Below are 15,843 nucleotides of genomic sequence, written 5' to 3' on the forward strand. Positions count from 1 at the left end.
ATTCAGCTTTAACAGAGCTTTTAACTAAAATAAAAGGGCCGTAGATTACGACCCTTTTATTTTGGCTATTTGGTAAATTGAACTGTGGATGGTCAGCAATACTGTTAACTCGTATTCTGCCTACCGAAATTAATTAGCTACGATGTTTACTAGCTTTCCTGGTACGGCAATTACTTTGCGGACTGTCTTGCCATCGATTTGCACTTTGACTTCATTGTCCTCCATCGCAAGTTGCTCTAAAGCTTCCCTGTTCGCATCTGCCGGTACCATCATTTTTGCTTTGATTTTGCCATTTACCTGAACAACGATTTCTACTTCATCGTCGACAAGCTTCGCTTCATCATATGCAGGCCATGCAGCATAAGTAATGGATTCGTTGTTACCAAGCTTAGTCCAAAGCTCTTCTGCAATATGCGGACAAATCGGAGCAATCATTTTAACGAAGCCTTCCACGTATGCTTTAGGAAGTTCTGTTGCCTTATATGCTTCATTGATGAATACCATCATTTGCGAAATAGCCGTGTTAAAACGAAGTCCTTCATAGTCCTCCGTTACTTTCTTAACAGTCTGATGGTAGACCTTCTCAAGGTTCGATCCATCACTGTCCTTGATTTTCTCATTTAAGCTGCCATTTTCGTCAACGAATAAACGCCAGATACGGTCAAGGAAACGGCGAGATCCGTCAAGACCATTTGTTGACCAGGCGATTGATGCTTCAAGTGGACCCATGAACATTTCATAAAGTCTTAAAGTGTCGGCACCGTGGCTTTCAACGATTTCATCTGGATTCACCACATTGCCTTTTGATTTACTCATTTTTTCATTGTTTTCACCAAGGATCATCCCCTGGTTGAATAACTTTTGGAATGGCTCCTTCGTGTGAACTACACCCACATCATAAAGGACCTTGTGCCAGAAGCGTGCATATAACAAGTGCAATACAGCATGCTCTGCTCCACCAATATAAATATCGACCGGAAGCCATTCTTTTAATTTTTCAGCGTCGGCAAGTGCATGCTCGTTTTTCGGATCAATGTAACGAAGGTAGTACCAGCAGCTGCCACCCCACTGCGGCATTGTATTCGTTTCCCTGCGGCCCTTTCTGCCTGTTTCAGGGTCGACGACATTCACCCACTCATCGATATTCGCAAGTGGAGACTCGCCTGTTCCCGATGGCTTGATGTCCGTTGCTTTTGGAAGGATAAGCGGCAGTTGATCCTCAGGTACAGCTGACATGGTGCCATCTTCCCAGTGGATGATTGGAATCGGCTCACCCCAGTAGCGTTGGCGGCTGAACAGCCAGTCTCTCAAACGATAAGTGACTTTTTTCGTTCCGATGCCTTTTTCCTCCAACCATGCAATCATCTTGTTGATTCCATCTTCCTTATTCATGCCGTTAAGGAATTCAGAATTCACGTGCTCGCCATCGCCCGTGTATGCTTCTTCAGCTACATTTCCGCCAGCTACGACTTCTTTGATTTCAAGGTTGAATTTTTTAGCGAATTCGTAGTCGCGCTCGTCATGTGCAGGTACTGCCATGATAGCTCCTGTTCCGTATGAAGCTAGTACGTAGTCCGCAATCCAGATTGGCATTTTCTCGCCGTTTGCTGGGTTGACCGCATAAGCGCCAGTGAACACGCCTGTTTTGTCCTTTGCAAGGTCTGTACGCTCTAAGTCGCTCTTGCTCTTGATTTCATCAATGTATTTTTCCACTGCTGAACGCTGCTCAGCTGTCGTAATTTTATCAACCAATTGGTGTTCCGGTGCTAGTACTGCATAAGTCGCTCCGAACAATGTATCTGGTCGTGTTGTGAAGACAGTGAACGTTCCGTCATGTCCATCAATGGTGAAAGTAATTTCGGCACCCTCTGAACGGCCAATCCAATTTCTCTGCATATCCTTAAGGCTGTCCGGCCAATCCAATAAATCAAGGTCCTCAAGCAAGCGGTCCGCATAGGCTGTAATTTTAAGCATCCACTGTCTCATTGGACGACGTTCAACTGGGTGTCCGCCACGCTCACTTTTTCCATCGATAACTTCTTCATTCGCTAAAACAGTTCCAAGTGCCGGGCACCAGTTCACTGCCACTTCATCAATGTAAGCAAGCCCTTTTTCATAAAGCTTCAAGAAAATCCATTGAGTCCACTTATAGTAACCCGGATCAGTCGTGTTGACTTCGCGATCCCAGTCATATGAGAAGCCTAACGCTTTGATTTGTCGGCGGAACGTGTTGATGTTCTGCTCCGTAAATTCAGCAGGATCGTTACCTGTATCTAACGCATACTGCTCTGCCGGAAGACCGAATGCATCCCAGCCCATTGGATGTAGAACGTTAAAGCCTTGCATCCTTTTCATGCGTGAAAGAATGTCAGTTGCCGTGTACCCTTCCGGATGACCAACGTGAAGTCCAGCACCTGAAGGATACGGAAACATATCCAACGCGTAAAATTTTTGCTTTCCTTTATCTTCAGTTGTTTGGAAGGTTTTGTTCTGTTCCCAGTACGATTGCCATTTTTTTTCGATTTCCTGATGGTTAAAGCTCATCGATTTGTCCTCCTGTTTTTGTCGATTTATTTTAAGGGATGGAGTTTTGGATATGAAAGCCGCTTGTGCTTCTTCTCCTAGAAAACAAAAAACTCCCGTCCCTGTAAAAGGGACGAGAGGATATGTATAATCTCCCGCGGTACCACCCAAATTAGTGTGCAACACTCGCTTCATTCATCCTTAACGCGGAATACGGCAAGCGTTACTAAAGGTTCACGCTCGCGACTCAAAGGCGAGTTCATGATGGTCCCGTCTGGCTTGCACCAACCGCCAGCTCTCTTGCTCAGGCTTTCACCACTACTACTCCTTGTCGAAGTCTTTCGTTATAGATATAGGGATATTGTAATAAATTTCCCGCTTGGATGCAAGCGGGGATGAAAGAAATGATTTTGGAGGTTATATTATGAATTTCGCGGTGGATTGGTGTGGGGATTTTCTATCGAAATTGTCCCGCGAGAAAATATTAGGTTATGTATTTCAGCCTAGATCGCGCTAAAAAGCCAGGGGTTTAGCCTTGGCCACGTCATTCTTTGGTTTCCATTTAATTTGGTTGAATTTCTTTTGAAAAACTGGAAAAAACCCCGTGAAATTTCCAGTTTGCGGGATTTCGACAAATATTTGCGGAATATGGATGAGTATTTGCGGAATCCATTCCTATTTTTGCGGGATTTCGACAAGTTTCTGCGGAATGACCTTAAGAATAACCTTTAACAAATCCCATTTTTTTACAAAAAATAATGATTTTACGTAAAAAACAGGAATTTTCCCCTTAATTATCGAACTATAATATTACTATTTACAAGGAGAGATGCATTTGATTGCTAAAAAACGTACTATCCCGTTAGAAATCCTCATTTATGAAGCAGTTGTGAGAAGATTGCCTGACAGACATCCAAGAAAATCTGAGTTTGAAGCAAAATTAATTCGCAGGAGATCCGGATTCAAAGGAGAAAAAGAACTTGATTACTATCTTTCACAGTTGCCTGATGACGATTTCACCATAATCCAGAGTATTCGGCTTCCCCACAAAGATACCCATTTCCAAATAGACACTCTCCTTCTAAGTCCATGCTTTATCGTAAATATGGAAGCCAAAAATCACGCTGGAGAAATCGAGTTTAATACTGAATTTGATCAAATGATTCAAAGATTCGATGGAAGTACAAAGGTTTATTCCAGCCCAGTCCTGCAAGCTAAAATCCAAACATCACATCTCCATACCTTGTTATCTAAAAATCATTTCCCCTCTTCTCCACTAGAATACTTCGTTACAATCAGCAACCCTCAAACACTCATCTTAAATCCAGGCAGGAGTCAAGAAGTTGCCTACAGAGTCTGCCGAACGGCAAGAATCCCTTACAAAATTTCCGATTTGAGGTCTAAATATAAAAACGTGAATTGGTCCGGAAAAGACATCAAAAAAATAACCAAATTGTTATTAAAAAAACATGAACCACTTATCCCTGCTGTGAGTGCGATGAATATTCCTATTAAAGACCTTAATCTGGGAATCCAATGTCCAAGATGCTCTGCCTTGGGGATGGAGCGTATCCACGGCAATTGGTATTGCAAATCCTGTAGCCACACCTCAAAAGACGCACACACCGCCGCAATTAAAGATTACTTTCTATTATATGGGAACACCTTATCGAATAAACAATTACGTGTATTTCTTCAAGTAAACTCAGATGATTTCGCAACTCATTTATTAAAATCACTTAACCTCATTTCTACTGGCACTACTAGAAACAGGCTGTACCACCCCCCCAAAGATTTCTTCAACTAAGAAAAGCGCAAGTGCATGTAAAAGGAACGGCGACTAACTACGCCAAGTCCTGTTACAACGTCGGCACTAGTACATCGTGTCCGTCGAAGGGCGGACCGAAGCGACTCGGCTGGAGCTAGACAAAAAAAGGCCCCATCCGCAAAGAAATCACGAATAGGGTCTCACAAAATTAAACTATTCTTTCACAGCTTCCACAAGCAAATCAACAATATGAATACCTCTCATACTTGAAGACAAGCCTTCACGTTCGATTCCGAGTTTCATCTGGAGCAGGCACCCTGGATTCGCGGTGACGATTGTCGTTGCGTGGGTTTCTTTTGCCTGGACCATTTTGGAGTCTAGCAACTGCATGGACATTTCGCTTTCGACTATATTGTAAATTCCAGCAGAACCACAGCAACGATCGGCATTCTGCATTTCGATGAATTCTACACCATTAATAGCTTTCAGCAGCGTTCTTGGCGCTGAGGCAGTCTTCATCACGTTGCGAAGATGGCATGAATCCTGGTAAGTCACGACTTGGTGCGGCAGTTCAAGCTTCACTTTTTCATGGAAGCCTACCTCTACTAAAATCTGAGATATATCCTTGATTTTATCCTTAAATGACTTTGCGCGTTCGTTCCATTCCGGTTCGTCCTTGAGCAGATGGTCATAGTCGACTAGGAAGGCACCGCAACCGCCAGCATTGGTGATGATAAAATCTACGCCAGTATCCTCAAAGGCTTTAATGTTACGACGGGCCAGTGCTTTCGCATCATCTTTTTCACCGCTGTGGCCATGCAACGCGCCGCAGCAAGCCTGCTCTTTCGGAATGACGATTTCGCAGCCTGCCAGCTGAAGCAGCTTCATGGTCGCATTATTTGTCTCAAGGAACATCGTATCCATCAAGCAGCCGCTGAAAAAGGCGACCTTATGGGTTTTAGTACCGATCGCTTCAAGATGCTGAGGACGATTTCTCATTTCCTTCAACGTTGGCACCTTCGGCAGTACTTTTTCCATAGTGGCCAGGGATTCCGGGAACAGCTTCATCACTCCAGTACCACGCGCAACCTTCTGAAGCCCTGATCGCTGATAGAAACCAATCAGTCCAGTAAGTCCCCTCATTCTGTTCTGGTGAGGGAAAAGCCCCTTGAATACAGCTTTTCGAACAACCCGAACCGGCATCGAAAACTTCTTGTTTTGATTAACGATATCACGGGCTTCCTCGAGAAGATGTCCATAATTCACACCTGATGGGCAGACAGGCTCACATGCCCTGCAACCAAGACAGAGATCGAGTGATCTTTCAAAATCCTCATCTGGCTCGATCAAGCCATCGACTACCGCCTTCATCAAAGCGATGCGTCCGCGTGGTGAATGGGACTCCTGATAGCCTGATTCAATATATGTCGGGCAGGTTGGAAGACAAAAGCCGCATCGCATGCAATTCAATAGTTCATCCTGATTCATTTTTTCCTGAAATTGTGTTTGGATTCTTTGCTGTTCTTGAACTGTTGTCATCTAGAAACCACCACTCGTTTCCTGCTGTCTTTCGCGAATATCTTGCCTGGATTCATGATGTTGTTTGGATCAAGCGCTGCCTTCACAGCCTTCATGGCAGCGACCCCTTCCTTGCCAAGCTTCAACTCAAGGTACGGTGCTTTCATGACGCCGACGCCATGCTCACCTGTGATCGTGCCGCCAAACTCAATTGCTTTTTCAAAAATTTCCGCGAAAGCTTTTTCCACTCTCTCCATTTCCTCATGGTTGCGGGAGTCTGTTGGACAGGTTGGGTGAAGATTCCCATCACCTGCATGGCCAAAAGTACAGATATTCAAATCATATTTCACGGCAATCTCATTAATGGCATTTACCATTCTAGCAATCTCGGATCTTGGAACTGTAGCATCCTCTAGGATCGTCGTAGGCTTCAAGCGGGCAAGTGCTGATAAGGCGCTGCGACGTGCTGTCCTTAACGCTTCTGCCTCTGCTTCAGACTGTGCGACCTGTACTGAAACAGCTTTTTCCTCCTTGCACACCTCGGCAATCCGCGCCATATCCCGCTGGACAACTTCAGGAGGACCGTCTTGTTCAATCAATAAAACTGCCTTTACATCAGTAGGCAAGCCAATTTTAGCAAAATCTTCGACAACCCTTAGTGTTGGCTGATCAAGGAATTCAAGCGTGGCCGGGATGATTTTGCTTGCAATGATTTTTGAAACAGATTTCGCTGCCGCTTCGAGGTCCTGATAAAGAGCAAGCATCGTCTGCTTTGTTTCTGGAACAGGAATTAGTTTCAGGATCGCTTCTGTCACGATGCCAAGCGTTCCTTCAGAACCGACGAACAATCTTGTGAAATCGTAGCCTGCTACATCTTTGGCAAGCTTTCCACCTGTACGGATAATGTCTCCATTTGGAAGGACTGCTTCAAGACCAATCACGTAGTCTCTTGTTACACCATATTTCAATCCGCGAAGTCCGCCTGAATTTTCATTAATATTTCCACCGATTGTTGATATTTTCATAGAACCTGGATCTGGTGGGAAAAATAACCCCTTTGCTTCAACAGCGTTGATTAAATCCAGCGTCACAACCCCAGGCTGAACAGTAGCAGTCAGGTTCTCTTCATCTACTTCAATAATCTTATTCATATGTTTAAAAAGCAGCACAATCCCACCTTCTGTCGGGCAGGTGCCGGCACAAAGATTTGTTCCGGACCCACGTGGCACAATCGGAATTTTATACTCATTACAGATCTTAACAATTTCAGAAACTTCTTCTTTATTCCTTGGACTCACTACCCCATCTGGCATTGATTGAAAATTAGGTGTTGCATCGTATGAATAGACAAGGCGTCCTGTTTTCGTATCATCAAAATTAGCTGCAGAAACGACTGAAATGATTTTTTCTCTTACTGCTGTTGTAAGCATTATGATATTCCCCCTTGTGAAGATAAATAAATCCAGGCATCTATCATTATGACAGAAGCCTGGGATAATTTTGCATTTTTTACAACTTATTAATTAAGGAATCATCCATGATAAAACGCTATTTTGCAAGAATGTAATAATGCCGACGAGCGTTACCAGGAATAAACTATGTTTGATCGTGAAGCGGAACAGATCGGATTCTTTTCCAGCCAGTCCAACTGCTGCGCAGGCTACAGCGATTGATTGCGGCGAAATCATCTTCCCGGCAACCCCGCCGGAAGAGTTTGCTGCTACGGCAAGAACAGGATCCATGCCTATTGAAGTAGCGGTAATCTTCTGCAGGTTTCCGAATAAAAGGTTCGCTGATGTATCAGATCCAGTAATGAATACACCAAGCCATCCAAGGAATGGAGAGAAGAATGGGAACAAGACTGCACCTGTTTTTGCTAGAGTCATACCTAATGTAGTACTCATGCCAGACGCGTTTGTTACATAAGCGAAACCTACAACTGAACCAATAGTCAGCACAGGAAACTTCAATTCATTCATTACCTCACCGAAGGTTACTACCCATTTCTTCCATGAGATACCAACAATGAATTTCGTGATGATGGTTGCAATTAAGATCGCTGTTCCCGCAGCACCAAGCACTTCCAGCTTATATACTGCAGCAACTGGATCTCCTGCTGTGTTAATAATGTTATTGTTCAAGAACGGTACTTCAGGCACAAATGTTAAGGCATGACCAAGTGAGTTGATCGCTTTTAAGACTGCATTTGTTCCTTCATAGTGACCAGTAAGGGCAAGCTTGATTGTCGGAATGCCCCAGACTGAAATGATGGCAGTCAAAATCAAAAATGGAGACCATGCTTTGAAAATCTGTGCACCAGTATGTGCTTGCTTAGTTTTTGCTGGCATTTTTACTGCCGCAGTTGCTGCCAGCTCCTGTTCAGCCTCAAATCTGAAGATTGTCTTAGGCTTCCAGAATTTAAGGAAGATCGCAAGTGCAAACAAGGAAACGAGCGCAGAAAGAATATCCGGAAGCTCTGGTCCAACAAAGTTAGATGTGAAGTACTGTGTTGCTGCAAATGATATACCTGATACAAGGATTGCCGGCAATACTTCTAAAGCTCTCTTAAAGCCAGCCATGATGACGATTAAGTAAAACGGAATGAAAACGGACAAGAATGGCAGCTGGCGGCCGACCATTTTTGAAATTTCCATTGCAGGGATCCCTGTTGGTCCCTCAACTGCGATAATTGGAATCCCAATTGCTCCGAAGGCAACCGGTGCTGTATTTGCTATTAAGCAAAGTCCTGCTGCATATAGAGGGTTAAACCCTAATCCTACTAAAAGTGCTGCCGAAATAGCTACTGGCGCTCCAAATCCTGCTGCTCCTTCAAGGAACGCACCAAATGAGAACGCTACCAAAAGTGCTTGCAAACGGCGGTCTTCTGTGATCGACAAGACGGAATTGCGAATAATATCAAATTGTCCTGTTTTCACAGTCAGTTTGTAAAGAAATACGGACGTAATGATGATCCAGCCGATTGGCAAAATACCGTAAACAGCACCTTGTGAAGCCGACATGAGCGCCAGACCGGCAGGCATTTTAAACGCAATAACGGCTACAATAATTGCGACAGCCAGTGTAGTCAAGCCCGCAATATGCCCTTTCATTCTTTTAATCGCGAGGGCCCAGAAGAAATACAAAATAGGAATCAGTGCAACGATCGCGGATAAGGCGAGGTTATCACCTACCGCTGTGAAATTTTGTGTGAACGACATAATTTACCCCCTATTATCAAGTTGTCATAATGAAACAGTTCCCCAACTGTTTGGCCATCCCCTTATCGAGTAATCGCTTACATAATATGATAAGGTCATCTGATGACTAGGTCATTAACATGACTGTTATTTGAATTATAGGGTCGCCTCTACAAAATTTTCAATATCTTTTTTAAAATTTAGTAAAATATATTTATATCTTCATGTGATTTTTTTAACTGTAATTTACCACTTAAAACCCATTTCATGCTGAAAGAATCTTCCCCTTCCCGCAAAAAATTGTATAATGAATGCTAAGAGAACAAACTTGGGGGCTTTATATTGCAATATAAAAAAATCAAACCTAAAAAAATATATGAAGAAGTGGCAGAAGCGATTCATGGTATGATTCGTTCTGGACAACTAAAGCCTGGTGACAAACTGGATTCAGTACAGCAGCTGGCAGAAAACTTCCAGGTTGGCCGCTCCGCTATCAGGGAAGCGCTTACTGCTTTAAGAGCAATGGGATTAATTGAAATCAGGCAGGGCGAAGGAACATATGTAAGAGAATTCGAAACAGCCCAGATCAGCTTCCCTTTATCCACTGCCATCCTGATGAATCCTGAAGACACAGCACATCTATTAGAGGTTCGTAAAATTCTTGAAGCGGGAACTGTCTTCTCTGCAGCTGAGAAGCGCACCGACATTCAGCTGAAGGCTATGGAAGACGCTTTGGAGGAAATGAAGCGCGCAAATGGCAATGAGGAGCTTGGTGAAAAAGCAGATTTGCAATTTCATTTGGCCATTGCAGAGAGTTCGCAAAATCCATTATTAATCAGCTTAATGAATCATGTTTCCGGCTTAATGGGTGAAACAATGAAGGAAACACGACGCCTCTGGCTTTACTCTAAGCAAACAACGACAGATCGTCTTCATGATGAGCACTACGCCATTTACCAGGCGATAAAAGAACAAGATGCAGAAACTGCGAGAAGCCTGATGCTAAGTCATATTGAAAGTGTAGAGGATATTCTTCTCAAGTACATCAACCAGTCTAAAGGGAATCCATTATAAATCCATTTTCCATACCTCTTTTCTAGAGGTATGGTTTTTATTTAATAAAAAAATTTCTGAAACCCCTTTCAAAAAAATATATTTTTATAGTAGTATTAGTTTTAATGAAGCCATGTGATTTTCAGGTCATCAGATGACCTGTTAATCTCTGTTTATATCAATCGTTAGGAAAGAGGTTGAACAAATGAAGGTAACTCTTTTTGCAACTTGTTTGGTCGACATGTTCCAGAGCAATGCGGGAAAAGCCACAGTGGAACTGCTGGAGAAGCTCGGATGTGAAATCGACTTTCCTGAATCTCAGGTTTGCTGCGGTCAGCCAGCCTATAACAGTGGGTATGTTAAAGAAGCAAAAGAAGCAATGAAATCGATGATCGATACATTTATAGATGCAGAGTATGTTGTATCCCCCTCCGGATCATGCATCACAATGTTCCATGAATATCCACATGTATTCAAGGAAGATCCTGTTTGGGAGCCAAAGGCGAAGAAGCTTGCGGCTAAATCCTTTGAATTAACTCAGTTTATTGTCGATGTCTTAAAGATTGAAGATGTAGGTGCCCGTTTTGAAGGCAAGGTCACATACCATACATCCTGCCATATGACTAGATTGTTAGGTGTCAAAAAGGCACCTATGATTCTATTAAGCAATGTAAAGGGCCTAGAGTTCACTGAGCTACCTGGCAAGGAGCAATGCTGCGGCTTTGGAGGGACCTTCTCTGTCAAGATGGCGCAGATTTCTGAGCAGATGGTTGATGAAAAGGTTATGCATGTTGAAGAAACAGGAGCACAGTATTTAATTGGAGCGGACGCTGGCTGCCTTATGAACATCGGCGGACGAATTGAAAGGCAAGGAAAGCCTATTAAAGTTCTCCATATTGCAGAAGTGTTAAACAGCCGATAATCACTCTACCATAATAAAAAACTATTTTTCCTGATGAAAAAGGAGGGAATATTCCGCATGGCAATGAAGATTGGAACTGATAACTTTAAAGAACGTGTCGACAATGGCATAAATGATTCTTTCATGCGCGGCGCGGTTGCCGGTGCCCAGAACAGCATGGGCGTCCGCAGGCAAAACGCGGCAGAGGAACTGGGAAATTGGGAAGAATGGCGCAGCCATGGTGAAGAAATCCGCCAGCACGTCCTTGAAAATTTGGACTATTATCTGGAGCAGCTTAGTGAAAATGTAGCCAAACGCGGAGGGCATGTATTCTTTGCCCAAACTGCAGAGCAGGCGAATGAATATATAAAAGGCGTAGTTGCCAAAAAGAATGCCAAAAAAGTCGTTAAAGCCAAATCCATGGTTACAGAAGAAATCAGCCTTAACGCAACGCTTGAAGAGGCTGGCTGCACTGTCGTTGAAACGGACCTCGGGGAATACATCCTCCAGGTGGACGATCATGATCCGCCGTCACACATTGTTGTTCCAGCCTTGCATAAAAACAAGGAGCAGATCAGGGACGTTTTTACAAAGAAGCTGGGCTATCAAAAAACGGAGAAGCCCGAAGAGTTAGCCTGGCATGCACGTGAAATGCTGCGCCAGGAATATTTGACAGCAGACATCGGCATCACAGGCTGTAATTTCGCGGTTGCTGAAACAGGATCCTTCAGCCTTGTGACGAACGAAGGAAACGCCGATTTGGTTACCTCCCTCCCAAAAACCCAAATCACGGTAATGGGAATGGAGCGTCTTGTACCAACATTTGAAGAGATGGAAGTCCTCGTCAGCCTGCTGACAAGAAGTGCAGTCGGCCAGAAGCTTACAAGCTATATCACTGTCCTGACAGGTCCGCGTGAAGAGCATGACGTTGATGGACCAGAAGAATTCCATCTTGTGATCGTTGATAATGGCAGATCAAAAATCCTTGGCGGTGAATTCCAGTCTGTGCTTCAATGTATCCGTTGTGCAGCATGTATCAATGTTTGCCCTGTCTATCGACATGTAGGCGGCCACTCATATGGATCTATTTATTCAGGACCAATTGGTGCCGTATTGTCACCATTGCTTGGCGGATACGACGAATACAAGGAGCTTCCATATGCTTCTACCCTTTGTGGAGCTTGTACAGATGTATGCCCTGTAAAAATACCGCTGCATGAGCTTTTGCATAAACATCGACAGGTTATAGTTGAACAGGAAGGCAAAGCGCCAATTTCCGAAAAGCTCGCCATGAAGGCATTTGGTCTCGGAGCTGCTTCGCCAATGCTTTACAAGCTCGGATCCAAGGTTGCTCCTGCAGCCATGAACCCGTTCACTGTCGGTGATAAAATCTCAAAAGGGCCTGGCCCGCTAAAAGCATGGACAGAAATTAGGGAGTTCCCTGCTCCTAATAAAGAAAGATTCAGAGACTGGTTCAAAAACCGGGAAAAAGGAGGCAAAGAATCATGACAGGAACAATCCAAAACCGTGAAGCCTTTCTAGAGCAGATTGCAAGTTCACTTGGAAGAGGCCGATTATCGAGCGGCGTTAAAGTACCTGCCTGGAAACATCGCCCCCAGGACCAGGTTTTAAACGGAGCCACTCCTGATGAATTGATTGAGGTCCTAAAAACTCAATGCCTTAAAATTCATACAAGCCTTGTCATGACTGATTCGAAGAATTTGCCTGAAACATTGAATGAGGTTGTGTCAAACTATGGAGGCGGCCCAGTCGTTTCCTGGAAGGATGACCGTTTTTCAAAATGGGGACTTGATTCTCTTATGAAAGATGAATGGCCTTCTAAAAATATTGAAGTTTATGAGTGGGATCATAGGAACGGAGAGGAAAATATCCGCCAGGCGGAAAAAGCGAATGTGGGCATCACAATCAGTGAAATGACGCTCGCCGAATCAGGCACGGTTGTGTTATTCAGTGATAAAGACAAAGGCCGGACAGTCAGCTTCCTTCCAGCCACATATATTGCGCTTATTCCTAAGAGCACCATCGTCCCAAGGATTACACAGGCAGCGCGCAAATTGCGCGAATTGCACCACTCTGGCAAACAGGTAGCATCATGCATTAACTTTATTACCGGACCAAGCAATTCAGCTGACATTGAGCTGAACCTGGTTGTCGGCGTGCATGGACCAGTGAAAGCAACCTATATCGTGATTGATGACCTGTAAGATATTACAAACGATTTAAAGGCTTAAAAATTTTACTAATGAAGGCATGAATGACACTTAAAACACTACATTGATGCCCTTTATAAAACTTTTACCATAACCAACCCTGTTATAAAATATGAGCCGGCTTCCTTCAATGGATGCCGGCTCATTTTATTATTGAATCGTATAGCCGCCGTCAATGACTGCAGCCTGCCCCGTAATTCCTTTGGCTGCATCGCTCGCAAGGAACAGGACATAATGAGCAATTTCCTCGACAGCCAGAAGCCGTTTTTGCGGAACGAGAGGAAAGATGACTTCCTCAAGAACCTTTTCAAGCGGGACATTGCGGGTCGTTGCAAGGTCTGATAACTGATTGCGCACAAGAGGTGTATCCACATATCCTGGACATACCGCATTTACAGTAATGCCGTGCTGGGCCGTTTCCAGTGCTGCAACCTTCGTCAGCCCGATGACCCCATGCTTGGCACTATTATATGCTGCTTTGCCTGCAAAGCCGACGAGACCATTGATCGAAGCCATATTGATGACGCGGCCAAAGCCCTGTTTTTTCATCACAGGCAAAGCATATTTCAATCCTACAAAAGGTGCAGTAAGCATGACTTTTATCAACAATTCGAATTTTTCCGTCGGGAAGTCCTCGATCATCGACACATACTGCAATCCAGCATTATTGATGAGGACATCGACCTGCCCATACTGCTCAACGCATTTCGCAACAGCCTGTGCGATTTCTTCCTCTTTTGTAACATCACATTTCAATCCTGCAGCCTCAAATCCAAGCTCTCGCAGGCTGGCTGCTGCATTCTCGACGGCATCAGCCTGCAAATCTGTAAGGAAAACCTTCCCTCCATGTTCAGCAAAGCTTTTGCCAATCTCATAACCGATTCCCTGAGCGGCACCGGTTATGAGCACTACTTTATCTTTTACCATCATGAAACTCCTTTCCTTTAGGCTAGGTAAAAATCAACTATATTAAATCCCCACACCAAACGAGAATAGAATAATAGCCAGCACGACACCAAGCGCTGGAACAATAACTGTTACTGCACCGACAGCATTATAAGCGTCCTGATGTGATTCACCGCAAATCGCCCTTACTGTTGTTACTACGTAGCCGTTATGTGGAAGTGAATCAAGCGCACCAGAAGAAATTGCGGCAACCCTGTGAAGCGCCTCTGGATTTACACCCATATCCATATAGTGTGGTGCCAGGAGCGGAAGCGCAATTGCCTGGCCGCCGGAAGCAGAGCCAGTCATCCCCGCAATCACAGAAACTGCAATTGCAGCACCGATTAATGGACTTCCCGGAATATTTGTCATCGCATCAACAGCTGCCTGGAACGCCGGCACTGCTTTGGCAACGCCGCCGAATCCTACAACAGCAGCTGTATTACCAATTGCGATCAAGGCACCCAGAGTTCCTTCGGAAATCGCCTCCCAGAAGTTTTTGAAGTATTTTCGGTTTAACACATAGGTAGTGATTACCCCTCCGAGAAGTGCAATGATCAAGGCAGACTGCTTTAATGAATCATGGAATACAAATGCGATAACGAGAACGACTAGCAATGGAATGAGACCCATCCATGGATTAGGCAATGTGCGTTTTTCATTGACAGGATCAGATTCTCTCGAAACAAATCTTTCTCCTTTAGCAACAGCTTTCGTGATCATTCGTTTCAGCCACCAATAACCGAAAACCATCATGAAGACAGCGACAATTAAGCTGACCTCCCAGCCTGCATATGGAGTTGTGTTCAAGAATTCAATCGGAATCCAGTTTTGGATTTCTGGAGAACCTGCAGAAGTCATCGTAAAGGTAACAGAACCGAATGCGAGTGCAGCAGGGATAAAACGTCTTGGAAGATCGGCCTGCTTGAACAAGCTCAGCGCCATTGGATAGACTGAAAATGCAACGACGAACAAACTTACACCGCCATACGTCAAAACTGCACAGGCGATAACGATTGCGAGGACTGCATATTTCATGCCGAACTTTCCGACAATATACTCGGACACGCTGTCAGCTGCGCCGCTATCCTCCATAACCTTTCCGAATATCGCTCCGAGCAAGAACATCAGATACCATGCAGTAACAAATCCAGAGAAACCTGTCATATAGTTCCCGACAAAATTGGCTGCGCCTTCTTCGGCCAGCTGCGGAAATAACGGCATTCCGCTAAACAATGCTACAAATAAAGCAGAGATTGGACCGACAATAAGTAAGTTCATTCCCCTCATCGTCAGAAAAATTAATAATGCCAATCCGCCAATCAAACCAATCATACTTAGCATTCCTTTTCCCCCTTGTTCATTTAGTAATCTTAAATAAGATAGCCAGCAGCTGTTCCCACCTCATTTCACAAAATAATGTCAACGCTTACATAAAACCTCATGACGAGAAACAATGAAATAAAATTGCTGATAAACAATATTGCAACTTTCGTGCCAACTTTATTTAACAGTCGGATTCAACGTTTATTCTAAATTTTCAGTTATTTAAATCCGGATTTTCGGATTCTATTATCATTTCTTCCATTTAACTTAGTAGAATTTCTTTACAAAAACCTGTCCCGTTTCAATTGGTTTATTACCTTTCTTACAGTGAAAACCTTCAAATAATTTAATAGAAAAATAAAAATCCGAAAACCCGGACAC

11 protein-coding genes and 1 other annotated feature are annotated in these 15,843 nt (G+C 44.0%); of the genes, 5 read left to right on the forward strand and 6 right to left on the reverse strand.

What is annotated here, in order from left to right; genetic code table 11:
- Positions 1 to 129: 129 nt before the first annotated feature.
- Complete coding sequence (gene leuS / locus V7201_RS09430) at positions 130 to 2,544, reverse strand: leucine--tRNA ligase (RefSeq protein ID WP_335376516.1); 2,415 nt, start codon at positions 2,542 to 2,544, stop codon at positions 130 to 132.
- Between the two features lie 105 nt (positions 2,545 to 2,649).
- Positions 2,650 to 2,867 (reverse strand) — a binding site (T-box leader).
- A gap of 491 nt (positions 2,868 to 3,358) precedes the next feature.
- On the opposite strand from leuS, the gene V7201_RS09435 reads away from it, so the two are divergent.
- Entirely contained in the window at positions 3,359 to 4,330 is a 972-nt protein-coding gene (locus V7201_RS09435) for a nuclease-related domain-containing protein (RefSeq protein WP_335376517.1), read from the forward strand.
- Positions 4,331 to 4,504: 174 nt separating this feature from the next.
- Here the strand turns inward: V7201_RS09435 and V7201_RS09440 are convergent, their stop codons facing one another.
- The 3 genes from V7201_RS09440 to V7201_RS09450 form a co-directional block, all read right to left on the reverse strand.
- Positions 4,505 to 5,830 carry a (Fe-S)-binding protein gene (locus V7201_RS09440; RefSeq protein WP_335376518.1) on the reverse strand — a complete coding sequence of 442 codons (1,326 nt, stop codon included), beginning with the start codon at positions 5,828 to 5,830 and terminating at the stop codon, positions 4,505 to 4,507.
- Positions 5,827 to 7,239 (reverse strand): glycolate oxidase subunit GlcD, encoded by a 1,413-nt coding sequence (gene glcD / locus V7201_RS09445; RefSeq protein ID WP_335376519.1) that lies wholly within the window; start codon positions 7,237 to 7,239, stop codon positions 5,827 to 5,829. The genes V7201_RS09440 and glcD overlap by 4 nt, the downstream gene beginning before the upstream one ends.
- A 93-nt stretch (positions 7,240 to 7,332) precedes the next feature.
- On the reverse strand, positions 7,333 to 9,027 hold the full coding sequence (locus V7201_RS09450; RefSeq protein WP_335376520.1) for an L-lactate permease: 1,695 nt from the start codon (positions 9,025 to 9,027) through the stop codon (positions 7,333 to 7,335).
- Between the two features lie 321 nt (positions 9,028 to 9,348).
- On the opposite strand from V7201_RS09450, the gene V7201_RS09455 reads away from it, so the two are divergent.
- From V7201_RS09455 to V7201_RS09470, 4 genes are all read left to right on the forward strand, one after another.
- Positions 9,349 to 10,080 (forward strand): FadR/GntR family transcriptional regulator, encoded by a 732-nt coding sequence (locus V7201_RS09455; protein ID WP_335376521.1) that lies wholly within the window; start codon positions 9,349 to 9,351, stop codon positions 10,078 to 10,080.
- A gap of 184 nt (positions 10,081 to 10,264) precedes the next feature.
- Positions 10,265 to 10,981, forward strand: a complete 717-nt coding sequence (locus V7201_RS09460) for a (Fe-S)-binding protein (RefSeq protein ID WP_335376522.1) — start codon at positions 10,265 to 10,267, stop codon at positions 10,979 to 10,981.
- 57 nt (positions 10,982 to 11,038) lie between these two features.
- Positions 11,039 to 12,469, forward strand: coding sequence for a LutB/LldF family L-lactate oxidation iron-sulfur protein (locus tag V7201_RS09465; protein WP_335376523.1), 1,431 nt, complete (start codon positions 11,039 to 11,041; stop codon positions 12,467 to 12,469).
- Complete coding sequence (locus V7201_RS09470) at positions 12,463 to 13,185, forward strand: LutC/YkgG family protein (protein WP_335376581.1); 723 nt, start codon at positions 12,463 to 12,465, stop codon at positions 13,183 to 13,185. Before V7201_RS09465 ends, V7201_RS09470 begins: the two co-directional genes overlap by 7 nt.
- Before the next feature lie 156 nt (positions 13,186 to 13,341).
- On the opposite strand, the gene V7201_RS09475 is transcribed toward V7201_RS09470, so the two are convergent.
- Positions 13,342 to 14,118 (reverse strand): 3-hydroxybutyrate dehydrogenase, encoded by a 777-nt coding sequence (locus V7201_RS09475; RefSeq protein ID WP_335376582.1) that lies wholly within the window; start codon positions 14,116 to 14,118, stop codon positions 13,342 to 13,344.
- Positions 14,119 to 14,160: 42 nt separating this feature from the next.
- Complete coding sequence (locus tag V7201_RS09480; protein WP_335376524.1) at positions 14,161 to 15,480, reverse strand: GntP family permease; 1,320 nt, start codon at positions 15,478 to 15,480, stop codon at positions 14,161 to 14,163.
- Positions 15,481 to 15,843: the final 363 nt, after the last annotated feature.

Source organism: Bacillus sp. JJ1122, assembly GCF_036964885.1.
Classification (GTDB): Bacteria; Bacillota; Bacilli; order Bacillales; family Cytobacillaceae; genus Mesobacillus.